Source organism: Burkholderia sp. MSh2, from assembly GCF_000731655.1.
Lineage (GTDB): Bacteria > Pseudomonadota > Gammaproteobacteria > Burkholderiales > Burkholderiaceae > Burkholderia > Burkholderia paludis.
Genome location: NZ_JPGM01000025.1, coordinates 69,384 through 93,522 on the forward strand (window position 1 = coordinate 69,384; position 24,139 = coordinate 93,522).

Annotated in this window: 15 protein-coding genes; 7 read left to right on the forward strand and 8 right to left on the reverse strand. The window is 66.9% G+C overall.

Annotated features, from left to right (window positions below; genetic code table 11):
* Positions 1 to 31 precede the first annotated feature (31 nt).
* On the reverse strand, positions 32 to 754 hold the full coding sequence (locus GQ57_RS16905) for a (Fe-S)-binding protein (RefSeq protein WP_031399474.1): 723 nt from the start codon (positions 752 to 754) through the stop codon (positions 32 to 34).
* Between the two features lie 183 nt (positions 755 to 937).
* Here GQ57_RS16905 and GQ57_RS16910 point away from each other — a divergent pair, with 183 nt between their 5' ends.
* Positions 938 to 1,747: an IclR family transcriptional regulator gene (locus tag GQ57_RS16910; RefSeq protein WP_031399475.1), complete on the forward strand. Its 810-nt coding sequence runs from the start codon at positions 938 to 940 to the stop codon at positions 1,745 to 1,747.
* Positions 1,748 to 1,851: 104 nt separating this feature from the next.
* Here GQ57_RS16910 and pbpG read toward each other — a convergent pair whose 3' ends face one another.
* A complete protein-coding gene (gene pbpG, locus GQ57_RS16915; RefSeq protein ID WP_031399476.1) occupies positions 1,852 to 3,024 on the reverse strand; it encodes a D-alanyl-D-alanine endopeptidase in 1,173 nt (390 codons plus the stop codon).
* 663 nt (positions 3,025 to 3,687) lie between these two features.
* Here pbpG and GQ57_RS16920 point away from each other — a divergent pair.
* Positions 3,688 to 4,254 (forward strand): phasin family protein, encoded by a 567-nt coding sequence (locus tag GQ57_RS16920; protein ID WP_031399477.1) that lies wholly within the window; start codon positions 3,688 to 3,690, stop codon positions 4,252 to 4,254.
* A 211-nt stretch (positions 4,255 to 4,465) separates the two neighbouring features.
* Here GQ57_RS16920 and lpdA read toward each other — a convergent pair whose 3' ends face one another.
* The 3 genes from lpdA to aceE form a co-directional block, all read right to left on the reverse strand.
* Complete coding sequence (lpdA, locus tag GQ57_RS16925; RefSeq protein ID WP_034198473.1) at positions 4,466 to 6,244, reverse strand: dihydrolipoyl dehydrogenase; 1,779 nt, start codon at positions 6,242 to 6,244, stop codon at positions 4,466 to 4,468.
* A 271-nt stretch (positions 6,245 to 6,515) separates the two neighbouring features.
* Positions 6,516 to 8,168 (reverse strand): dihydrolipoyllysine-residue acetyltransferase, encoded by a 1,653-nt coding sequence (aceF, locus tag GQ57_RS16930; RefSeq protein ID WP_034198474.1) that lies wholly within the window; start codon positions 8,166 to 8,168, stop codon positions 6,516 to 6,518.
* Between the two features lie 68 nt (positions 8,169 to 8,236).
* Positions 8,237 to 10,933 carry a pyruvate dehydrogenase (acetyl-transferring), homodimeric type gene (gene aceE / locus GQ57_RS16935; RefSeq protein WP_034198475.1) on the reverse strand — a complete coding sequence of 899 codons (2,697 nt, stop codon included), beginning with the start codon at positions 10,931 to 10,933 and terminating at the stop codon, positions 8,237 to 8,239.
* A gap of 273 nt (positions 10,934 to 11,206) precedes the next feature.
* Here aceE and fixL point away from each other — a divergent pair, with 273 nt between their 5' ends.
* The 4 genes from fixL (at position 11,207) to GQ57_RS16955 (ending at position 17,782) form a co-directional block, all read left to right on the forward strand.
* Positions 11,207 to 13,723, forward strand: a complete 2,517-nt coding sequence (gene fixL / locus GQ57_RS16940; protein WP_031399481.1) for an oxygen sensor histidine kinase FixL — start codon at positions 11,207 to 11,209, stop codon at positions 13,721 to 13,723.
* A complete protein-coding gene (gene fixJ / locus GQ57_RS16945) occupies positions 13,720 to 14,358 on the forward strand; it encodes an oxygen response regulator transcription factor FixJ (RefSeq protein WP_006493245.1) in 639 nt (212 codons plus the stop codon). Before fixL ends, fixJ begins: the two co-directional genes overlap by 4 nt.
* 239 nt (positions 14,359 to 14,597) lie before the next feature.
* Positions 14,598 to 15,455 (forward strand): bifunctional methylenetetrahydrofolate dehydrogenase/methenyltetrahydrofolate cyclohydrolase FolD, encoded by an 858-nt coding sequence (folD, locus tag GQ57_RS16950; RefSeq protein ID WP_031399482.1) that lies wholly within the window; start codon positions 14,598 to 14,600, stop codon positions 15,453 to 15,455.
* Between the two features lie 239 nt (positions 15,456 to 15,694).
* Complete coding sequence (locus GQ57_RS16955; RefSeq protein WP_031399483.1) at positions 15,695 to 17,782, forward strand: M3 family metallopeptidase; 2,088 nt, start codon at positions 15,695 to 15,697, stop codon at positions 17,780 to 17,782.
* Positions 17,783 to 17,843: 61 nt separating this feature from the next.
* Here the strand turns inward: GQ57_RS16955 and dinB are convergent, their stop codons facing one another.
* On the reverse strand, positions 17,844 to 19,007 hold the full coding sequence (gene dinB / locus GQ57_RS16960) for a DNA polymerase IV (protein ID WP_034198476.1): 1,164 nt from the start codon (positions 19,005 to 19,007) through the stop codon (positions 17,844 to 17,846).
* Between the two features lie 136 nt (positions 19,008 to 19,143).
* On the opposite strand from dinB, the gene GQ57_RS16965 reads away from it, so the two are divergent.
* The gene (locus GQ57_RS16965; protein ID WP_034198477.1) at positions 19,144 to 19,836 is read left to right on the forward strand and encodes an aspartate/glutamate racemase family protein; all 693 of its coding nucleotides are present in this window, start codon (positions 19,144 to 19,146) and stop codon (positions 19,834 to 19,836) included.
* A gap of 27 nt (positions 19,837 to 19,863) precedes the next feature.
* Here GQ57_RS16965 and GQ57_RS16970 read toward each other — a convergent pair whose 3' ends face one another.
* Both GQ57_RS16970 and GQ57_RS16975 read right to left on the reverse strand, forming a co-directional pair.
* Positions 19,864 to 21,651: an alpha/beta hydrolase-fold protein gene (locus tag GQ57_RS16970; RefSeq protein ID WP_034198478.1), complete on the reverse strand. Its 1,788-nt coding sequence runs from the start codon at positions 21,649 to 21,651 to the stop codon at positions 19,864 to 19,866.
* Positions 21,652 to 21,659: 8 nt separating this feature from the next.
* Positions 21,660 to 24,131, reverse strand: a complete 2,472-nt coding sequence (locus GQ57_RS16975; RefSeq protein WP_034198479.1) for a TonB-dependent receptor — start codon at positions 24,129 to 24,131, stop codon at positions 21,660 to 21,662.
* Between the last annotated feature and the right edge of the window lie 8 nt (positions 24,132 to 24,139).

The window sequence follows — 24,139 nt, forward strand, 5'->3', positions numbered from 1 at the left end:
GTATCGGGGGAAAAGTGAGCGGAACCGGGCGTCAGACGTCGCCCGCCAGCACCTGCGCGACGTGCAGCACGCGCGTGTCGCGGTCGCCGGTGCGGCGCAACCGCCCTTCGATGTTCAGCATGCAGCCGAGATCGCCGAGCACGACGGCGCCGGCGCCCGATGCGCGCACGTTCGCGCATTTTTCGTCCGCGATGGCCGCCGAAATGTCGCCGTACTTGACCGCGAACGTGCCGCCGAAGCCGCAGCAGTGCTCGCAATCCTTCATCTCGGTGACCGCGACGCCGCGCTGCGCGAGCAGCGCGCGCGGCTGCGCCTTCACGCCGAGCTCGCGCAGGCCCGAGCACGAATCGTGATAGGTGACGGGCCCCGTGAACTCTCCCGGCGCGAGCGACACCTTCGCGACGTTCGCGAGGAAGTCGGTCAGCTCATGGACTTTCTGCTGGAACCGCGTGTAGCGCCCCATCAGCTCGGGATCGTCGCGGAACAGGTCGCCGTAGTGCGCGCGAATCATCCCGCCGCACGAACCCGACGGCGCGACGACGTAATCGAACTGCTCGAATTCGCGCAGCGTCTTTTCCGCGAGATCGCGCGCGAGCGCGCGGTCGCCCGAGTTGTAGGCCGGCTGGCCGCAGCAGGTCTGCGCGGGCGGCACGATCACCTCGTAGCCGGCGTCGCGAATCAGCTTGAGCGCCGAGAAACCGATTTCGGGACGCATCAGATCGACCAGGCAGGTCACGAACAAACCGACTCGCATACGTGCTCCTTCGAGAAAACGGCTCTCATTATCCGCCGTTTGGCCGGCGAGACCAACGCCGGCCCGCACGCAAGCCCGCACTGCGCAAAACGAGGATTTCCTCGAACGGCGTTCGCTTTTTTCACGATACGAGATACAATCGTTCCAACACCGCTTGACGCGTCAACCGATTTCTCCCCCGACATGAGCCAACCCACCCCGGATTCAAAAACGTCGATCCAGGTGATCGAACGCATGATGCGGCTGCTGGACGCGCTCGCCGCGCACAGCGATCCCGTCAGTCTGAAGGAGCTTGCGCAGCGGACGGAGCTGCACCCGTCGACCGCGCACCGCATCCTGAACGACATGGTGACCTGCCGCCTCGTCGACCGCTCCGATCCCGGCACGTATCGCCTCGGCATGCGGCTGCTCGAGCTCGGCAACCTCGTGAAGGCGCGCCTGTCGGTGCGCGACGCGGCATTGATGCCGATGCGCGAGCTGCATCGCCTCACCGGACAGACCGTGAACCTGTCGGTACGTCAGGGCGACGAGATCGTCTATATCGAGCGCGCGTATTCGGAGCGCTCGGGAATGCAGGTCGTCCGCGCGATCGGCGGCCGTGCGCCGCTGCACCTCACGTCGGTCGGCAAGCTGTTCCTCGCGGCCGACGAAACGTCGCGCGTACGCGCCTATGCGACGCGCACGGGGCTGTCCGGCCATACGCAGAACAGCATCACCGACATCGCGAAGCTCGAGCGCGAGCTGACGATCGTCCGCCAGCAATCGTGCGCGCGCGACAACGAGGAACTGGAGCTCGGCGTACGCTGCATCGCGGCCGGCATCTACGACGATTCGGGCAAGCTCGTCGCCGGCCTGTCGCTGTCGGCGCCGGCCGATCGCCTCCAGGATGCGTGGCTCGGCCAGTTGAGCCGCACGGCCCTCACCATCTCCGAATCGCTTGGCTACCGGCCCGCGCCCGACAAGGATGCGGACGGGCTGCAGCGGCAGGCATGAGCCCGCTCTCGCCTGCCCCGGTTCTCCCGCACAAATAAAAAGCCCCGCGAATGCGGGGCTTTTTTTCAGCCGATCGGCGCGGCGGCGAACCGCCGCAGGCGCGATCAGGTACCGCCGTTCGCGGCGTTGGCCGCCGTCAGGCGCTCGCCGCCGCCGGCGTCGAGCCAGTTGCGCAGGCGCGCCGCGTCGGCGAAGCGCGAATACTTGCCGAACGAATCGAGCAGCACCATCACCATCGGCCTGCCGTGGATCGTGGCCTGCATCACGAGGCATTCGCCTGCCTCGTTGATGAAGCCCGTCTTCTGCAGGCCGATATCCCACGAGCCGTTGCCGCGGATCAGCGCGTTCGTGCTGTTGTACGCGAGGTTGCGCTTGCCCGTGTTCACCTCGTAGCTGCGATCGGTCGAGAACTGGCGGATCATCGGGTACTGATACGCGGCATTGACCATCTTCACGAGGTCGCGCGCGCTCGACACGTTCGAGCTGGACAGGCCGGTCGAATTCTCGAAATGCGTATCGGCCATGCCGAGCGACTTCGCCTTCGCGTTCATCGCGGCGATGAACGCCGGACGACCGCCCTGGTAGTAACGCGACAGCGCGGCGGCCGCGCGGTTTTCCGACGCCATCAGCGCGATGTGCAGCATGTCTTCGCGCGACAGCACCGAGCCAACCGACAGGCGCGAGCCCGTGCCCTTCTCGTAGTCACGGTCTTCGTCGGTGACTTCGATCTGGTCGGTCATCGGGGCCTTCGAGTCGAGCACGACCATCGCGGTCATCAGCTTCGAGATCGACGCGATCGGCACGACGGCATGCGAGTTCTTGTCGAACAGCGGCTCGCCGGAATTCTGGTCGACGACGTACGCGACGCTCGAGCGCAGTGCAAGCGCGTCGGGCGTGTCGTGCAGGCCGAACGCCTGGCCGACGCTCTGCCGGCGCGGCTGGAACGCGACCTTGCGGACCGCGACGTGGTGGCCGGCATGCACGCCGTTCGCCGCGAGCGTGACGCGCTTGCGCGAGGCCTTCGCGCGCGGCGCATCGGCCGCAGCGACCTTGGCGGATTTGTCGGAGGCAGCCTTCGCCGACTTCTTCTTCGCGGACGAAGCAGGAGCGGCAGCCTTCTTCTTGGCGGCCTGTTGATGGGTCTTCGCAGTGGCGGCAAAGGCGTCAGCAGGCGTGACGGACGCAGCGGTCGCCAGCAAGGCGACTGCGACCGACACGGCCGTGCCGAGCGTCATGCTCTGCAACAATCTGCGCGGTGAAAACGATTCGGCTTTCATTGGGGTCTGGACAAAGCGGGCGGGAGGTTTCCGCAAGTGTAGTTAAAGCTGAAAAAAAGAGCAATATTAGGCACTTACCGATTGTCGTTAAACCGGAATGTAAGGGTCGGCCAACTTCGGTCGATCGACCCGCCCGCTCCCATCGAAAAAAATCATGGGACGCACTGCCCGACAGCGCCCGTCTCCCGATTACCACGCGCTTAATTGAGATAACGTCACTTCGGAGGCGATTTAAAGCGGGGAAACTACGTATCCGGCGCTCGGAGTGCCAAGGGGCGCCGGTCTCGACGGTGGCGGCACGTCGCCACGGCACGCGCATCGCAACGGCGCGTTTTCGACCGGAACAGAAGGATAACGTTCCACAGGCCTGTCAGGTTTACCTGTGCGTGATCATGGTGCGCCACGCTTGCCCGGCGATTGTGCGCACCATCTGGGAACGCGCGCTGGTAACGCGCCTGAAACCGATTCCGGACAGGCTCGATAACTCGTTGTTTTATCGATAATTTGTCGTGATTGTGCAACGCACAAAAAATACTTGACAACGGTTTTCTCTGCCCTAAAATAAGCCTCATTGCTGCGTTGCACAAAGCGCGCGCATCCGAGGTTCCCCAGCGTAGTGCCCTTTCCCCTGCGATCGACACGATCGCTTTTCAGGAGCTTGACATGTCTTTGCTGACCCCCGAGCAAATCGCCGCTGCACAGAAAGCCAACCTCGAAAGCCTGTTCGGTCTGACGACCAAGGCGTTCGAAGGCGTCGAAAAGCTGATCGAACTGAACCTGCAAGTCGTGAAGTCGACGCTGGCAGAGGGTCAGGAAAACGCGCAGCGCCTGCTGTCGGTGAAGGACGCACAGGAACTGATCGCGCTGCAAGCCAGCCTGTCGCAGCCGGTCGCGGAAAAGGTGCTGTCGTACGGCCGTCACCTGTATGAAATCGCATCGTCGACGCAAGCCGAGTTCGCGAAGGTTGCCGAAGCGCAATTCGAAGAGCAGAACAAGAAGGTCCAGGCACTCGTCGACAACGTCGCGAAGAACGCCCCGGCCGGTTCGGAAACGGCTGTTGCCGCCCTGAAGTCGGCGCTGAACGCTGCGAACACCACGTACGAAACGGTTCAGAAGGCCACGAAGCAAGCCGTCGAGATCGCCGAGACGAACTTCAACGCCGCGGCTGCCGTCGCGACGAAGGCTGCCAGCGCCGCTGCTGCACGTCGTTCGACCAAGCCGGCCGTCTAAGCGTCCCCCGCTCCTGAAAGAGCCGCGCCCAGCGCGGCTTTTTCGTTTGCGGCGCCGGAACACGCGATCGAGACGCGCTTGCATGCATTGCCGCCCGACTCGGCACGACGCACACACCGCAGGCCGCGCACCAACGAAAACGCCGCCGCCCGGGAAACCCGGGCGGCGGCGTTTTTCATGGCCGGCGCGTGGCCGGCCGTTGCCGGTCGCGTTACTTCTTGCGTTGCGGCGGCAGATCCGTACAGACGCCTTCGTACAGTTCGGCGGCCATGCCGACCGATTCGCCGAGCGTCGGGTGCGGGTGGATCGTCTTGCCGATGTCTTCCGCGTCCGCGCCCATCTCGACGGCGAGGCACACTTCGCTGATCAGGTCGCCCGCGTTCAGGCCGACGATGCCGCCGCCGATCACGCGATGGGTTTCCTCGTCGAAGATCAGCTTCGTGAAGCCTTCGTCGCGGCCGTTCGCGATCGCGCGGCCCGATGCCGCCCACGGGAACACCGCCTTGCCGTACTTGATGCCTTCGGCCTTGCACTGGTCTTCCGTCTTGCCGGCCCACGCCACTTCCGGATCGGTATAGGCGACCGACGGGATCTGCAGTGCGTCGAAGTACGCCTTCTCGCCGTGCGCGGCTTCCGCTGCGACGTGGCCTTCATGCACGGCCTTGTGCGCGAGCATCGGCTGGCCGACGACGTCGCCGATCGCGAAGATGTGCGGGACGTTCGTGCGCATCTGCTTGTCGACGTCGATGAAGCCGCGATCCGTGACGGCAACGCCCGCCTTGTCGGCGCCGATCTTCTTGCCGTTCGGGCTGCGGCCCACCGCGACGAGCACGAGATCGTAGCGCTGCGCTTCCGCCGGCGCCTTCTCGCCCTCGAACTTCACGTAGATGCCGTCTTCCTTCGCTTCCGCGCCGACCGTCTTGGTCTTCAGCATCACGTTGCCGAAACGCTTTGCGTTGTACTTTTCCCAGACCTTCACGAGATCGCGATCGGCGCCCATCATCAGGCCGTCCATCATTTCGACGACGTCGATCTCGGCGCCGAGGGTCGAGTACACCGTTGCCATTTCGAGGCCGATGATGCCGCCGCCGATCACGAGCATCCGCTTCGGAAGCTGGCGCAGTTCGAGCGCGCCGGTGGAATCGACGACGCGCGGGTCTTCCGGCATGAACGGCAGCTTCACCGCCTGCGAGCCCGCCGCGATGATCGCCTGCTTGAACCGGACGACCTTCTTGCCGTTCTCGCCCTGCACTTCCATGTGGTACGGATCGACGAATGCGCCGACGCCCGTCACCACTTCGACCTTGCGCGCCTTCGCCATGCCGGCGAGGCCCGTCGTCAGCTTCCTGACGACGCCGCCCTTGAAATCGCGCAGCTTGTCGAGGTCGACCTGCGGCTTGCCGAACGTGATGCCGTGCGACGCGAGCGCCGCGGCTTCTTCGACGACGAGCGACGTATGCAGCAGCGCTTTCGACGGAATGCAGCCGACATTCAGGCACACGCCGCCGAGCGTCGAATAGCGTTCGACGAGCACTGTCTTCATGCCGAGATCGGCGGCGCGGAACGCGGCCGAGTAGCCGCCGGGGCCGGCGCCGAGCACGAGCATGTCGCATTCCACGTCGACGGCGCCTGCGTAGCTGCCGGCTTGCGGCGCGGGTGCCGGAGCGGGTGCCGGAGCGGCTGCGGCCGGTGCCGGCGCGGCGGCTGCGGGCTTCGCCGCTTCGGGTGCTTTCGCGGGGGCGGCGGCACCGGCTGCTGCGTCGACGATGGCGATGACGGTGCCTTGCGAGACTTTCTCGCCGGCCTTGACCTTGATTTCCTTGACGGTGCCGGCGACGTCGCTGGGCACTTCCATGGAGGCCTTGTCCGATTCGAGCGTGATGAGCGTCTGCTCTTTTTCGATCACGTCGCCCGGCTTCACGTTGACTTCGATGACATCGACGCCGCTGAAATCGCCGATATCCGGAACCTTGACTTCGATGAGACTCATATACGTCCCCTTCTTGTTTAGCTGCTGACAGAGGGAGAGGGCTCAACCGCTGAACGACGGCCTGACTGGAGAACGGGGTCCTGGGCAGCACCACCTTTGCCGTCCGCCCAAGGACGCGCCTTTCTTTTGGTTACTTTTCCTTGGAAGACCAAGAAAAGTGACCGCCGCCCCGCGCAGGGGCGACGCCAATAGACCATCAGCAATACAGGTTCAACGACAGGGCATGGATGACCGACAAGAAACCCACGCCCCTGCGAGAGCCCTCAGCTCATCAAAGAATGATGCGACGGAAATCCGCGAGCAACGCGCCGAGATACGCATTGAACCGCGCGGCTTCCGCACCATCGATCACGCGATGGTCGTACGACAGCGACAGCGGCAGCGTCAGACGCGGCACGAATTGCTTGCCGTCCCACACCGGCTTCATCTGGCCGCGCGACAACCCGAGGATCGCCACTTCCGGCGCGTTGATGATCGGCGTGAAGTTGGTGCCGCCGATCCCGCCGAGCGACGAGATCGAGAAGCAACCGCCCTGCATCTGGTCCGGCTTCAGCTTGCCGTCGCGTGCGGCCTTCGACAGTTCGGCCATTTCCTTCGCGATATCGACGAGCCCCTTCTTGTCCGCGTCGCGGATCACCGGCACGACCAGGCCGTTCGGCGTATCGGCCGCGAAACCGACGTGGAAGTACTGCTTGAACACGAGGTTGTCGCCGTCGAGGCTCGCGTTGAAGGTCGGGAACTTCTTCAGTGCGGCAACGACCGCCTTGATCACGAACGCGAGCATCGTGAACTTCACGCCCGCCTTCTCGTGCTCCTTGTTCAACTGCACGCGCAGCGCTTCGAGATCGGTGATGTCCGCTTCGTCGTTGTTCGTGACGTGCGGGATCATCACCCAGTTGCGATGCAGGTTCGCGCCCGAGATCTTCTTGATGCGCGACAGCGGCTTCGCCTCGAACGGGCCGAACTTCGAGAAGTCGACCTTCGGCCACGGCAGCAGGTTCAGCTCGCCGCCGCCTGCCGGCGCGGCTGCCGCTGCGCCCGGTGCTGCGCGCTGGCCCGTCATCACACCCTTCACGAAGCCGGTGACGTCTTCCTTCGTGATGCGGCCCTTCGGGCCCGAACCCTGCACGCGTGCGACGTCGACGCCGAGTTCGCGCGCGAACTTGCGCACCGACGGCGATGCGTGGCTGGCGCGGTATTCTCCCGACGGCGCTGCGGCCGGCAGCGGCGCAGCAGCAGCAGCAGCCGCTGCCGGTGCGGCCTTCGCGGGTGCGGCGGCGGGTGCCGGCGCAGCAGCGGCCGGAGCCGGTGCGCTTGCCTGCGGTGCGGCAGCTGCCGCCCCTGCGGCTTCGAGCAACACGATCAGCGTGCCTTCCGACACCGAATCGCCCACCTTCACCTTGATGTCCTTCACGACGCCGGCGGCCGGGCTCGGCACGTCCATCGTCGCCTTGTCCGACTCGAGCGTGACGAGCGACTGCTCCTTCTCGACCGTGTCGCCGACCTTCACGCCGATCTCGATCACCGGCACGTCCTTGTAGTCGCCGATGTCGGGCACCTTCACTTCGAGCGTACCGCCGGCGGCTGCCGGCGCGGCCGCCGGTGCTGCTGCGGCCGGTGCCGGCGCGGCCGCCGGCGCCGGGGCTGCGGCCGGCGCAGCCGCGCCATTGGCCTGCGCCGCAGCGCCGCCTTCGAGCAGGATGATCAGCGAGCCTTCCGACACGGAATCGCCCACCTTGACCTTGATTTCCTTCACGACGCCCGCCACTGGGCTCGGCACGTCCATCGTCGCCTTGTCCGACTCGAGCGTGACGAGCGACTGCTCGGGCTCGACCGTGTCGCCGACCTTCACGCCGATCTCGATCACCGGCACGTCCTTGTAATCGCCGATATCCGGCACCTTCACTTCGATCGCTTGACTCATCTGTTTCTGTCTCCATGGCCGCGCGCGCTCCTCGCGGGAGCGGCGCGCGGCATCACACGGCGTGTGCGTTAAACGGTCATCGGGTTGGGCTTGGACGGATCGAGGTTGTACTTGGCGATCGCGTCCGCGACCACCTTGCGCTCGATCGTGCCCTCGTCGGCCAGCGCGTTGAGCGCAGCGACGGTGACCCAGTGACGGTCGACTTCGAAGAAGTGACGCAGCTTCTCGCGGGTGTCCGAGCGACCGAAGCCGTCGGTGCCCAGCACGACGAAGCGGCGATCGATCTGGCCGCGGATCTGGTCGACCAGCGCGCGGACGTAGTCGGTCGATGCGATGACCGGGCCCTGCGTGTCCTTCAGGCACTGCTGCACGTGCGACAGACGACGCTCTTCGGTCGGATGGAGCAGGTTCCAGCGCTCGATTTCGTGGCCTTCACGCGCCAGTTCGGTGAAGCTCGGCACGCTCCACAGGTCGGCTTCGACGCCCCAGTCGTTCTTCAGCAGGTCGGCTGCAGCGATCACTTCGTTGAAGATCGTGCCCGCGCCCAGCAGCTGCACGCGCGGCGCCTTGCTGCCGGCGTCGGCCTTCTTGAACGCGTACATGCCCTTGATGATGTCGGCCGCCACGTGCTCGCCCTGCGGAATCGCCGGGTGCTCGTAGTTCTCGTTCATCACCGTGATGTAGTAGTACACGTCTTCCTGCTCCTGCACCATGCGGCGCAGGCCGTCCTGGATGATCACGGCGAGTTCGTATCCGAACGTCGGGTCGTAGCTCACGCAGTTCGGCACCGATGCCGCCCACAGGAGCGAGTGGCCGTCTTCGTGCTGCAGGCCTTCGCCGTTCAGCGTCGTGCGGCCCGCGGTGCCGCCGAGCAGGAAGCCGCGCGAGCGCATGTCGCCCGCGGCCCAAGCGAGGTCGCCGATCCGCTGGAAGCCGAACATCGAATAGAAGATGTAGAACGGCACCATGATCTCGCCGTGCGTCGAATACGACGTCGCCGCCGCGATCCAGTCGCACATGCCGCCCGCTTCGTTGATGCCTTCCTGCAGGATCTGGCCGGTTTCCGATTCCTTGTAGAACATCAGCTGGTCGGAATCTTCCGGCACATACTTCTGGCCCTGCTGGTTCCAGATGCCGATCTGGCGGAACAGGCCTTCCATGCCGAACGTACGCGATTCGTCCGGGACGATCGGCACGACGCGCTTGCCGAGCGCCTTGTCCTTCAGCAGGATGTTCAGGATCCGCACGAACGCCATCGTCGTCGAGATCTCGCGGCCTTCGCCCGTGCCCTTCAGCAGCGGCTCGAACACGTCGAGCGCCGGCACCGGCAGCGACGTCGCCTTCTCGCGGCGGTGCGGCAGGGACCCGCCGAGATCCATGCGCTGCTTGCGCATGTACTCGAGTTCCTTCGAGCCTTCCTCGAACTTCAGGTACGGCACGTCGGCGATCTGCTCGTCGGTAATCGGCAGGCGGAACTGGTCGCGGAATTTCTTCAGCTGCTCGACCGGCAGTTTCTTCTGCTGGTGCGTGATGTTCATCGCCTGGCCCGACTCGCCCATCCCGTAGCCCTTGATGGTCTTCGCGAGGATGACGGTCGGTGCGCCCTTCGTGTGCGTGGCTTCGTGGAACGCCGCGTAGATCTTGTGCGGATCGTGGCCACCGCGGTTCAGCGCCCAGATGTCGTCGTCCGACCAGTCGGCGACGAGCGCCTTCAGTTCAGGCGTGTTGAAGAAGTGCTCGCGCACGAACGCGCCCGATTCCGACTTGTACGTCTGGTACTCGCCGTCGACGACTTCCATCATGCGGCGCATCAGCGCGCCCGTCTTGTCGCGTGCGAACAGCGCATCCCAGCGGCTGCCCCAGATGACCTTGATCACGTTCCAGCCGGCACCGCGGAATTCCGATTCCAGTTCCTGGATGATCTTGCCGTTGCCGCGCACCGGGCCGTCGAGACGCTGCAGGTTGCAGTTGATCACGAACACGAGGTTGTCGAGCTTTTCGCGGCTCGCCATGCCGATCGCGCCGAGCGATTCCGGCTCGTCCGTCTCGCCGTCGCCGAGGAATGCCCACACCTTGCGGCCTTCCGTCTTCGCGATGCCGCGCGCTTCCAGATACTTCATGAAACGCGCCTGATAGATCGCCATGATCGGGCCGAGACCCATCGACACGGTCGGGAACTGCCAGAAGTCCGGCATCAGCCACGGGTGCGGGTACGACGAAATGCCGTTGCCGTCGACTTCCTGGCGGAAGTTGTCGAGCTGCTCTTCCTTCAGGCGGCCGAGCAGGAACGCGCGCGAGTACACGCCCGGCGACGAGTGGCCCTGGACGAACACGAGATCGCCGCCGTGCTGCTCGGACGCTGCGTGCCAGAAGTGGTTGTAGCCGACGTCATAGAGCGTCGCGGCCGACGCGAACGATGCGATGTGGCCGCCGACGTTCGTGTCCTTGCCTGCACGCAGCACCATCGCCAGCGCGTTCCAGCGCGTGTACGAGCGGATGCGGTGCTCGATGTCCTGGTCGCCCGGGATCTTCGCCTGGCCGGCCACGGGAATCGTGTTGATGTACGGGGTGTTCGCGGAAAACGGCAGATGCTCGCCGTGCATGCGGGCGAACTCGATCTGCTTTTCGATCAGGTAATGCGCACGGCCGGTGCCCACGGAGGAGATCACGCCATCGAGCGACTCCAGCCACTCGACGGTTTCTTGCGGGTCGTCGTCACGTTCGGCGGCGACATATTTCATCACTTCGTTCGGTACAGCGGACATTCTCGTCTCCTGGGTCCTGGAATGTGAGGATCGCTCTCGTGCAGACGACGCGACGCGACCGGCTGCGGGCAAGCTCCAGCGGATTGTAATGAGCGCCCGCGGGCATGCGCAACAAAATTTTCGAATTGTGAGATCTTTTCTCGCAATACGAAATATTGCTGCGCTGCACCCATATTTCGGGGCTCTGCGGCGCGGCGCGGCGAAACAAATCCGTTTCCGTTCAACATATCCGGTATAGGTTTTCCATGTATTGCGCTGCGCTACAATCCTGCCATGTTGACCGATCGGCTTTTCGCACGCTCGGCGCGACCGTCGGGCCCGCCGGCGGAGTCGCAGCCGTCCCGCTGGCACCACGGACCGTGGTGGTCCAACTCCTATTTGCTGACGCCGCTGCTGTCGATCCTGGTGTTCCTGGTGGTGATGAGCCTCATCCTGTGGAGCCTCAACCGCCGCGAACAGCAGCAGCAGGAAGACACCCTGTTCCGTAACGTCGCGTGGGCGCAGCAGCAGATCCGCCTGTCGATGACGGGCGCGCAGGAACAGCTGCAGGCGCTTTCCCGCGATCTCGCGTCCGGCCGCCTCGACCAGAACGCGTTCCAGATGGCCGTCGCGGACGTGATGCAGACGCATCCGGAAATCCTCTACCTGAACTGGTACACCTCGCCCGGCGTGCAGCGCTGGCCGACCGTGCATCCGCCGCTGCTCGGCCAGCGGCTCGCGAAGCCCGGCGACGCGCAGATGCAGGACGCCGTGCGCGGCGCCTACGACGAAGCGCGCGGTACACGCCGCCAGGCCTATTCGCCGCTGATCTACGACGATTTCGGCAACGGCTTCATCACGCTGCAGACGCCCGTGATGCGCGGCGACCGCGAGTATCTCGGCTCGATCGCCGCGGTGTTCTCGGTCGAGGGGATCCTGAAGCACGACATCCCGCAGGAACTGTCGTCGAAGTACAAGATCTCGATCACCGACGCGAACAACCGCGAGCTGTCGTCCACCTCGACGCGCCCGCGCCTGCCGCGCGACTCGCACTACGACCTGCCGCTCGATCCGCCCGGCCAGGGGCTGACCGTGCGCGTGTACGCGTTCCCGCAGCTCACGAACCTGACCAACAACACGCTCGTGTGGCTCGTCGCCGGGCTGTCGTGCTTCGTGCTGTGGAGCCTCTGGAGCCTGTGGAAGCACACGCGCCAGCGCTTCGAGGCCCAGCAGGCGCTGTACGCGGAAGCGTTCTTCCGCCGCGCGATGGAAAACTCGGTGCTGATCGGCATGCGCGTGCTCGACATGCACGGCCGCATCACGCACGTGAACCCGGCGTTCTGCCGGATGACGGGCTGGGACGAGACCGACCTCGTCGGCAAGGTCGCGCCGTTCCCGTACTGGCCGCGCGATGCGTACCCGGAAATGCAGCGCCAGCTCGACATGACGCTGCGCGGCAAGGCGCCGAGTTCCGGCTTCGAGCTGCGCGTGCGGCGCAAGAACGGCACGTTGTTCCACGCGCGCCTGTACGTGTCGCCGCTGATCGACAGTTCGGGCCGCCAGACCGGCTGGATGTCGTCGATGACCGACATCACCGAGCCGAAGCGCGCGCGCGAGGAGCTCGCGGCCGCGCACGAGCGCTTCACGACGGTGCTCGAAAGCCTCGATGCCGCGGTGTCGGTGCTGGCCGCCGACGAGGCCGAGCTGCTGTTCGCGAACCGCTACTACCGCCACCTGTTCGGCATCCGCCCGGACGGCCATCTCGAGCTGTCCGGCGGCGGCTTCGACCGCGCGCAGGCGTCGTCCGACTCGATCGACATGGTCGACGCGTTCGCGGGCCTGCCGGCCGCCGCGCTCACGAGCAGCACCGCCGATGCACAGGAGGTGTACGTCGAGAGCATCCAGAAGTGGTTCGAGGTGCGCCGCCAGTACATCCAGTGGGTGGACGGCCACCTCGCGCAGATGCAGATCGCGACCGACATCACGACCCGCAAGAAGGCGCAGGAACTCGCGCACCAGCAGGAAGAGAAGCTGCAGTTCACCAGCCGATTGATGACGATGGGTGAAATGGCGTCGTCGATTGCTCACGAATTGAACCAGCCGCTCGCCGCGATCAACAACTACTGCTCGGGCACGCTCGCGCTCGTCAAGAGCGGCCGCGGCACGCCGGAGACGCTGCAGCCCGCGCTGGAGAAGACCGCCCAGCAAGCGCTGCGCGCGGGGATGATCGTCAAGCGGATCCGCGAATTCGTGAAGCGCAGCGAGCCGAAGCGCCAGCCGGCGCGGGTGGCGGACATCGTCGCCGACGCGGTCGGGCTCGCCGAAATCGAGGCCAGGAAGCGCAGGATCCGGATCGTCACGGAAATCCTCGCAAGAATGCCTATTATTTATGTCGACCCCGTGCTCATCGAGCAGGTGCTGGTGAACCTGATGAAGAACGCGGCCGAAGCGATGGCCGACGTGAAGCCGGCGTCGGCGGACGGCGTGATTCGCGTCGTCGCCGACATCGACGCGGGATTCGTCGACATCCGCGTGATCGACCAGGGCCCGGGCGTCGACGAAGCGACCGCCGAGCGCCTGTTCGAACCGTTTTACAGCACCAAGTCCGATGGCATGGGCATGGGGCTGAACATCTGCCGTTCGATCATCGAATCGCATCGGGGGCGTCTGTGGGTGGTCAACAACGTCGAGCCGGACGGCCGCATTTCCGGCGCGACGTTCCACTGCAGCCTGCCCATTGGGGAACCCGCTGATCTCGGCCAAGGGGGGCGCGAGGCATCGGCATCACATACCGTTACGGGAGAACTATGAATAGCCCTGTCACCACCACTCAGGAAACCGTCTTTGTCGTCGACGACGACGAGGCCGTACGGGACTCGCTGCGCTGGCTGCTGGAGGCGAACGGCTATCGCGTTCAATGCTTCTCGAGCGCCGAGCAGTTCCTCGATGCGTACCAGCCCGCGCAGCAGGCCGGCCAGATCGCCTGCCTGATCCTCGACGTGCGGATGTCGGGCATGAGCGGCCTCGAACTGCAGGAACGCCTGATCGCCGACAATGCCGCGCTGCCGATCATCTTCGTCACGGGTCACGGCGACGTGCCGATGGCCGTCTCGACGATGAAAAAGGGGGCGATGGACTTTATCGAGAAACCGTTCGACGAGGCCGAGCTGCGCAAGCTCGTCGAGCGGATGCTCGACAAGGCCCGAAGCGAAAGCAAGAGCGTCCAGGAACAGCGTGCCGCGAGCGAGCGCCTGTCGAAGCTGACCGCGCGCGAGCAGCAGGTGCTCGAGCGGATCATCGCGGGCCGCCTGAACAAGCAGATCGCCGACGACCTCGGCATCAGCATCAAGACGGTCGAAGCGCACCGCGCGAACATCATGGAAAAGCTCAACGTCAACACGGTGGCCGACCTGCTGCGCCTCGCGCTGTCGAAGAAACAGGCCTGAGCCCGCGCCGGCCGCGGCGGCACCGTCCGCCCGGCCCGCAGCCAGCCCCGGCCGTCCCGCGCGATGCGGCCCACTCGCGCGGCGGCGGCCGCTCTCCCGGCGCACACGCGCCGCGGCCATGACGCTTCCCGCTCATTCGGTGTCGGACGGCAGCAGGCGAACGGTATAATCCCGTGCTTTGCTGCGACGCCCCCGGGCGCCGCACGCCCGCATTCCAACTTCCCGGCAGGACCACCACCATGACAGCCCTCCTCATCGACGGCAACGCCCTTTCGAAGACCCTGCGCGCCCAGGCCGCCGAGCGCGCCGCCGCCCTGACCGCACGCGGTCACCAGCCCGGTCTCGCGGTGATCCTCGTCGGCGCCAATCCGGCGAGCGAAGTCTACGTGCGCAACAAGATCAAGGCGTGCGAGGACAACGGCTTCTTCTCGCTGAAGGATGCATACCCGGCCACGCTGTCGGAAGCCGACCTGCTCGCGCGCATCGACGAACTGAACCGCGATCCGAAAATCCACGGCATCCTCGTCCAGCTGCCGCTGCCCGCGCATATCGACAGCCACAAGGTGATCGAGGCGATCGCGCCGGAGAAGGACGTCGACGGCTTTCACGTCGCCAACGCCGGCGCGCTGATGACCGGCAAGCCGCTGTTCCGCCCGTGCACGCCGTACGGCGTGATGAAGATGTTCGAAGCGCACGGCATTGCGCTGCAGGGCGCGAACGCGGTCGTGATCGGCCGCTCGAACATCGTCGGCAAGCCGATGGCGATGATGCTGCTCGACGCCGGCGCGACCGTGACGATCTGCCACAGCAAGACGCGCGACCTCGCCGCGCACACGCGCGCGGCCGACATCGTGGTCGCCGCGGTCGGCAAGCGCAACATCCTGACCGCCGACATGGTGAAGCCCGGCGCGACCGTGATCGACGTCGGCATGAACCGCGACGACGAAGGCAAGCTGTGCGGCGACGTCGATTTCGCGGGCGTGAAGGAAGTGGCCGGCCATATCACGCCGGTGCCGGGCGGCGTCGGCCCGATGACCATCACGATGCTGCTGATCAACACGATCGAAGCCGCCGAGCGCGCCGCCGCGGCCGCCTGATTCCCCCTCCGCCGTTCCGGCGCGCGTCGCATGCGCGCGCCGGCCTCTCGCCGGCCACCCTGCCGGCCGTCCCCAGGCCGCCTTTCATCCCGCATTCGACCCCGCGTCAATCGCATCGTTAGAAACTAACGATTGGAAAGCGCGCGATGCGCCCCAATAATGTCGATATCGGGCGCCGCCTCGCATGGCGCGCCTTACCCTTTTCACTCCGGTTCATCCGGCAACAGACAGGGAGTCTTATGTCCGCCAGCGCCAACACCAATCCGCTTCTCGATTTCTCGGGCCTGCCCCGCTTCGGCGAGATCCGCCCGGAACACGTGACGCCCGCGCTCGACACGCTGCTCGAGGCCGCCAACCGCGCGGTCGAAACCGCGAGCGCGGCCGCGACGCCGGCGACCTGGGCGGAAGTGGTCGAGACGGTCGAGCACGCGACGGAGCCGCTCGGTCGCGCCTGGGGGGTCATCGGCCACCTGAACGCGGTCGCCGATACGCCCGAACTGCGGGCCGCCTACGGCGAGAACCTGCCGCGCGTGACCGAATTCTGGTCGAGCGTCGGCCAGAACCTCGCGCTGTACGAGAAGTACAAGGCGATCGCCGCGGGCGCCGAATACGCCACGCTGTCCGCCGAACGCCGCAAGATCCTCGACAACGCACTGCGCGATTTCCGCCTGTCGGGCGCCGAACTGCCCGAGGACCGGAAGCCGCGCTTCGCGGAACTGCAGGAGCAGCAGGCCGCGCTGTCGAAGGCGTTCTCCGACCACGTGCTCGACGCGACCAACGCGTACGCGTACTTCGTGCAGGACGAAGCCGAGCTGGCCGGCCTGCCGGGCGACGCGATCGAAGCCGCCCGCGAGGCCGCGCAAAAGGACGGCAAGGACGGCTGGAAATTCACGCTGCACTTCCCGTCGTACTTCCCGGTGCTGCAATACGCCGACAACCGCGCGCTGCGCGAGACGCTGTACCGCGCCTATGCGACGCGCGCATCGGAACTCGGGCCGCAGTACGGCGAAGGCAAGGCCGAATGGGACAACACGGCGATCGTCGCCGATGAGCTGAAGCTGCGCCGCGAAGAGGCGCAGATGCTCGGCTACCGCAACTTCGCCGAAGTGTCGCTCGCGCCGAAGATGGCCGAATCGCCGCAGCAGGTCGTCGCGTTCCTCGAGGATCTCGCGACCCGCGCACGCCCGCACGCGGAGACGGACTGGGACGAACTGCGCACGTTCGCCGCGAAGGAACTCGGTCTCGCCGAGCTCGCGCCGTGGGACGTCGCGTACGCATCCGAGAAGCTTCGCCAGCAGCGCTATGCGTTCTCGGAAAACGAGGTCAAGCAGTATTTCCCGGAACCGGCCGCGCTGAAGGGCCTGTTCACCGTCACCGAAACGCTGTTCGGCGTGCGGATCAAGCCCGACGACGCGCCGGTGTGGCACAAGGACGTGCGCTTCTTCCGCGTCGAGAACCGCGACGGCTCGCTGGTCGCGCAGTTTTACCTCGACCTGTATGCCCGCGAAGGCAAGCGCGGCGGCGCATGGATGGACGATGCGCGTTCGCGCGCGAAGCGCGGCAGCGCCGTCCAGACGCCCGTCGCCTATCTCACCTGCAACTTCTCCGCGCCGGTCGGCGGCAAGCCCGCGTGCTTCACGCACGACGAAGTGATCACGCTGTTCCATGAATTCGGCCACGGGCTGCACCACATGCTCACGCGCGTCGACGAGCTCGGCGTGTCGGGCATCAACGGCGTCGAATGGGACGCGGTCGAGCTGCCGTCGCAGTTCATGGAGAACTTCTGCTGGGAATGGGACGTGCTGTCGTCGATGTCTTCGCACGTCGACACGGGCGCCGCGCTGCCGCGCGAACTGTTCGACAAGATGATCGCCGCGAAGAACTTCCAGAGCGGGCTCGGCACGCTGCGCCAGATCGTGTTCTCGATGTTCGACATGCTGCTGCACGTCGACTTCGATCCGGCGGGCAGCACCGGCGTCACCGCGTTCGCGCGCGAAATCAACGAGCGCTACCACGTGATCCCGCAGGCGGCGTTCTCGCGCTGGCCGAACACGTTCAGCCACATCTTCGCGGGCGGCTACGCGGCCGGCTACTACAGCTACAAGTGGGCCGAAGTGCTGTCGGCCGACGCCTACGCGGCATTCGAGGAAGCGGCCGCCGCGAGCGGCAGCGTGCTCGATGCGGCGACCGGCACGCGCTATCGCCGTGAAATCCTCGAGGTCGGCGGCAGCCGCCCGGCGATGGATTCGTTCAAGGCGTTCCGCGGCCGCGAGCCGCAGATCGATGCGCTGCTGCGCCACAACGGGATGGCCTCGCCCGCCCACTGAGCATGCCGCCCGGCCCCGGCGGCCGCGTGGAAGGCAAGGCACCGCTGCGGCGGTGCCTTTTTCATGGCGCGGACGTTTCGTCGCCGAACAGCGAGAATTGCCCGTGGCGCTCGGCGGTATCCTCGTCGATCCGCACGCCGACGCCAAGCAGCCGCACCGCCTGCGCGCGCCGTTGCAGCCCCTTCGCGAGCAGCGTGACCGCCGTTTCCGCATTCGTCGCGTCAGCCACGCACTCGACCGTCGTGCGCTGGAAATCGGCGAAGCGGATCTTCACGTACAGCTTGCGGACCGATCGTGCGGCGCCTGCGCGGGCGATGCGCGCGTCGAGCTGCACGACGAGACGGCGAATTTCCTCCGCGCACTGCTCGAGCGTCGTCAGGTCGGTCACGTAGGTCGTCTCGACGCTGACCGACTTGCGCTCCTGGTCGGCCTGCACGGGCCGTTCGTCGATCCCGCGCGACAGTTCGTAAAGCCTGCGCCCGAACGCGCCGAATTCGCGATGCAGGTCGATCAGCGGCCAGTCGCGCAATTGCGCGCAGGTCTGGATGCCGAGCCGGTCGAGCCGCGCGGCCGTCACCTTGCCGACGCCGTGCAGCTTGCGCACCGGCAGCGCCGCGACGAACGCGTCGATTTCGTGCGGCCGCACGACGAACAGGCCGTCGGGCTTGTTCCAGTCGGACGCGATCTTCGCGATGAACTTGTTCGGCGCGACGCCGGCCGACACCGTCACGCCGACCGTGTCGTACACGCGCTGGCGAATCTCCTGTGCGATCAGCGTCGCACTGCCCTGGCACCGCTCCGACCCGCTGACGTCGAGGTACGCCTCGTCGAGCGACAGCGGCTCGACATCGGACGTGTAGTCGCGATAGATCGCCATGATCTGCCGCGACGCCGCGCGATATTTGTCCATCGCGGACGGCAGGATCAGCAACTCGGGGCACTTGCGCATCGCCAGCGCCGACGACATCGCGGAATGCACGCCATAGCGCCGCGCCTCGTAGTTGCAGGTGGCAATCACGCCGCGCTGGTCGGGCCGGCCGCCGACCGCGAGCGGCCGGTTGCGCAACGATGGGTCGTCGCGCATCTCGACCGACGCGTAGAAGCAGTCGCAATCGCAATGGATGATCTTGCGCATGCGCGGCGGCGCGTCGCCCGGCGGCGGCGCGGACGGATCGGCAGGCGGGATGACGGTCGGGTTCACGGTGCCGATACTGTACAAAAACACAGTGCCGGTTTCAACTGTCGCGTACGCCCCCGGGCGGCGGCGCCGTACCGGCCCGCTTCGCGCGGATCGTACCGCCGGGCGCCGGCGGCGGCGCCTATACTCGTCCGCCTTGACGTGCATAAGGCAAAGGTGACGGATGAAGACGATCGGACTGATCGGCGGCATGAGCTGGGAATCGTCGGCCGAGTATTACCGGATGATCAACCGCCATTCGAAGGCGGTGCACGGCGGCCACCACAACGCGAAGAGCGTGCTGGTCACGGTCGATTTCGCGGAGATCGAAGCGCTGCAGCGCACGCGCGACTGGGCCGCGCTTGGCGAACGGATGGCCGGCGCCGCACGGCAGCTCGAAGCGGCCGGCGCCGATCTCGTCGTGCTGACCACCAACACGATGCACCGCGTGCACGACGCGATCGAAGCCGCGGTGACGCTGCCGTTCCTGCACATCGCCGATCCGACCGGCGCCGCGCTACGCGACGCGGGCATCGGGCGCGTCGCGCTGCTCGGCACGCGCTACACGATGGAGTTGCCGTTCTATGTGGAACGGCTGCGCGAGAAATTCGGGCTGGAGGTGCTCGTGCCGGACGAACGCGGGCGCGACGACGTGCACCGGATCATCTACGACGAGCTGTGCCACGGCATCATTTCGCCGCAATCGCGGGCGACGTACGTGACGATCATCGAGCAACTGGCGAAGCGCGGCGCGCAGGCGGTCATCCTCGGCTGTACGGAGATCACGCTGCTGATCGACGCGGACGACTCGCCGCTGCCGGTGTTCGACACGACCGCGCTGCATGCTAAGGCGGCGGTCGAATGGGCGGCGGGCTAACGGCCCGCCGCCTTCAGCCCAGGACGCTCAGGACGCTTCGGCCGGTACGCGCGACGGTTCGCGCGACTCGCCGGGCTGTTCGAACGGGCACGCGGCCGCGAACGGCGCGCGCTCGCCCTGCCCCGGCGTGCCGATCAACGCGATCAGCCCGCACGCGAGCGACCCGCGCCAGTGCAGGTAGTCGTGGCCGCTCGCCGTCGACGCATAGCGCACCGCGTAGCCCCTCGCCTGCAGCACGTCGCGCAGATGGCGGCTCGTCGTGCCGATGCCTGCCGGCCCCTTGCCGTCCTCGAAGCGGCCGCTCTCCAGATAGAAGCGCACGGGCAGACGCTCCCGCGCCGCGTACTCGCGCGTGAGCCATTCGGCGGTGCGCGTGCGCGCATCGCCCTGCACGGGCGCCCACCAGAACGAGCCCGACTGGCTCAGCACGTTGCCGAACAGCTCGGGGTGACGCAGCGCCGCGTAGGCAGACGCGAGGCCGCCGTAGCTCGACCCTGCGATCACGGTCCGCGCCGCCGGCGCGCTCACGCCCTCGCGCGCCGCCCACGGCATCAGTTCTTCCGCGAGAAAGCGCGCGAACGCGGGATTCGGCGGCAGTTCCCGGCCGCGCGTCGCGCTGTCCGGATTGCCGACGATGAGCGCCGCGGTGCGCGGCACGCGTCCCTCCGCGATCAGGTTGTCGAGGATCGTCGGCGTCGGCACCGTGTCGACGTAGGCGTGCGCGTCGAACACCACGACGAGTGCGCGCGCGGGATCGTCCGCACGATAGCCGGCCGGTCGATACACGTACACGTCGCGGGTATTGCCGAGCACCGTGCTCGCGAACCGGTGTGCGGTCACCGTGCCGGCCGGCACGTTCGCGCGCGGCGCGATCCACGGCTGCGGCGGAGCGTCGCGCAACTCGAGCACCGACTTGCCCTGGTACACGTCGGGCGCGGGGTGCATGAACGAGCGCGGATTGAGCGGATCGCGCTGCACGGTCGCGAGAATCGCGCGGCGCCGCGCGCCGTCATCGAGATCCAGTTCGGGCACGTCCGGTGCGAGCAGATAGCTGATGCGGGTCGCGGCCGGCACCACGTAGCTGCGATACCAGACGTCGCTGCCCGGCAGGTGCAGCAACGTGTCGTGCTCGCCCGACGGGCTGCCGAGCAGCCGCACATTGTCGCGGGCGCCGCGCCACAGGAACGTGACGAGCCGCGTCGCTTCGTCGGGCGGGTTCAGGCCGCGCGCGATCGTCGCATCGGTACGGGCCGGCTGCGCGGGCGCCGGTTCGACGAGCGGCGTGCCGCTTGCCGCTGCCTCGCGCCAGAACGCGTCGGTCGTGCCGCCCGCCGCGAGTTCGGCGGCCAGCTTCGCGACGCGCGGGCTCGCGATGCCGGGCACCGGCGCATGCTGCTGCGCGCGCGGCACGCGGCTCACGATCGCGAGCCGGTATGCGCACAGGCCGTCGGGCGGCAGCGCACCGGCGTCGGGCGCCGACACCTGCAGCGCATAGCCGCCGTTCGCCGGCGCGACGAACATGAAATCGCGCGACTGCCCGTCGGCCGTCACGAGTCGCCGCAGATGCCGGCCGTCTTCGGTCGCGAGATCGACATTGGCCGCCGCGCCGTCGAGGCGGCCCTGGACGAACGTACCGGCGTCGAGCGCCAGTGCGTAGGCCGCCGGCGCCCGTGCGACATTGCCCGTCACCACGTCGCCCGACGCGAACGCGCCTTCCGCATGCGAGATCGGCATGCCGATCGCCGCCAGCGCCAGCGCCGCGCCGACGCGCCACATGCACGCGATGCGCGTGGCCCGGTTCAGGAGATGAGTCATCGTGCGCCTCAGAAGTCGACGGTAGCCGACACCTTGAAGGTGCGCGGCGCATTCTGCGTGACGAAGCCGTCGTTGAACGTGCCGGCCCAGAACGTGCGGTTCGCGACGTTCTCGACGGCGCCGCGCAGCACGACCGCCTTGCCGGCGATCTGCGTCGCGTAGCGCGCGCCGAGATCGAACCGGGTCCAGCCCGGGATGCGTTGCGTGTTCGTCGAGTTGACGAACTGCGCGCTCGTCGCCACCGCGCGGCCGGACAACGTCAGCCCCTGCACCCACGGCGTATCCCATTCGAGGCCGAGGTTCGCGGTCCATTTCGGCACGCCGTACGCCGTGTTGCCGTCATAGGCGCCGCCGGCCGTGTGCGTCAGCAGCGCCTGCGTGTATGCGACGCCGCCCAGCACGCGCAGCCTCGGCACCACCTGGCCGAACACGTTCCATTCGACGCCGCGGTTGCGCTGCTCGCCGTCGGCGCTGTACAGGTTGGTCGCGACGTCCTTCAGCATGCTCGGCTTCGTGATCTGGAACAGCGACAGCGTGTTCGCGAAGGTTTCGGTCTCCCACTTCGCGCCGACCTCCACCTGCTTGCTCTTGTACGGCGCGAACATCTGCCCGTAGTTCTTCGCGGTGACGTCGGTCACGGTGTCGCCCTGGGTCAGCCCCTCGACGTAGTTCGCATACAGCGATACGTCCGGCCCGAACGGCCTGACGACGATCGCGAACGCCGGCGTCAGCGCGGTCTCGTTGTAATCGGCGGTCTTCAGCCCCGTCGCGGCCGCATAGGTCTTCGCATGGACCCGCTGGCTGCGCAAGCCGAGCGTGAGCTGCACGCGATCGCGCGCGAACGACAGCGTGTCGGCCAGCGCGACGCTCGTCAGTTCGGCCTCCGACGTCTTCGGCGCAGAACCCGGCGACGGCGCGAGCGGCGGATCGATCGGCGCGTAGATGTTCGACGCGAACGTCGCGCTCGTCCGGTTGATCGTGCCCGACTCGATCTGCAGCGAGGTCACGCCGAGCGACACCTGATGGCTGACGGGCCCCGTGTTGAACTTGGCGCGGGCGCCGGCCTCGATCGACGTCGTGTCGGTGTAGCCGTTCTGGTTGTACGTGACCGCGCGATAGTTGCCGTTCGGCTGAATCGCGCCGGCCCGCGTCCCGTTGATGAAACCCGAGTAGCGATAGCTGAGGCCGCCGATCCCCGCATACGCGGTGATGCGGTCGGTCAGGTCGAGTTCGCCGCGCGCGACGATCGCCTGGTTCTCGAGCTTGCCCCATGCGCCGTGCAGCAGGTTCGTGCCGGGCGACGGCGGGCTCACGACCTTGCTGGCGAACGACGCCATCCACGGGCTGCCGTTGTCGAAGCGCTCCGTGTCCGTATAGGCGTCGAGCGAGAACCGCGCGCGCTCGCCCTTCACGTCGAACGCGAGCGACGCGAGTTCGCGCTTCTTGCTCTGCCCGTCCATCGTCGTGCGGCCGTCGCGATAGGCGCCGTTCACGCGAATGCCGACCTGGTTCTTGTCGCCGAAGCGCCGGCCGAGATCCGCGTGCACGCCGAACTGGCCGTCCGAGATGTAGTCGGTGGTGAGCCGCGCGAGCGGCGTATCGCCCGCCCGCTTCGGCACGAGGTTGATCGCCCCGCCGACGCCGCCGCTCGGCGAGATGCCGTTCAGCAGCGCGTTCGGCCCTTTCAGCACTTCGATGCGCTCGATGAACTCGGTGGGCGAGTGACCGTACGGCGCGAGCCCGTACATCCCGTTGAATGCGAGATCGTCGGCGATTACGTTGAAGCCGCGGATCGTGTAGTTCTCGACGATGTGGCCGGTCGACGTCGTGAAGCGCACCGACGGATCGTTCTCCAGCACGTCGGCGACGGTGCTGGCCTGCTGGTTCTCGATCAGCGCCGACGTATAGCTCGTGATGTTGAACGGCGCGTCCATGAAATCGGCGTTGCCGAGCATGCCGAGCCGGCCCCCGCGCGCGACCTGCCCGCCGGTGTACGCCTCGGGCAGCTGGTCCGCCCGCGCGTTCACGATGATCGCCGGCAGCGTCGCGCCGGCGCCCGCCGCGGCCGTCGAGGCCGATGCGCGGCGGCGCACCAGGTAGCCGCCGCCGGTGCGCACGGCCTCGAGCCCGTGCGGCGCCAGCAGGCGCGCGAAACCTTCCGCGACGCTCATGCGCCCGTTCAGCCCGTCGCTCGAAAGGTGCTGCGTGAGCGCCGCGTCGCTCGCCAGTTCGACGCCGGCCGCCACCGCGAAGCGATTCAGCGCGACGTCGAGCGGGCCGGCCGGAATCGCATAGGCGCGCCGCTCGTCGGTATCGACGCGCGACGGCGGATCGTCGGGCTGCGCCTGCGCGCCGATCGGCATGGCAAGCGCCAGTGCGGCGGCGAGCGCCGGTTCGAGCGCGCGCGACGCGGCGCGGCGGCGCGCGGGCCGGCTGGCGGAACGGGAAGCTGCATACGGGGAAAACCGGCGGAACGCCATGATGAAGA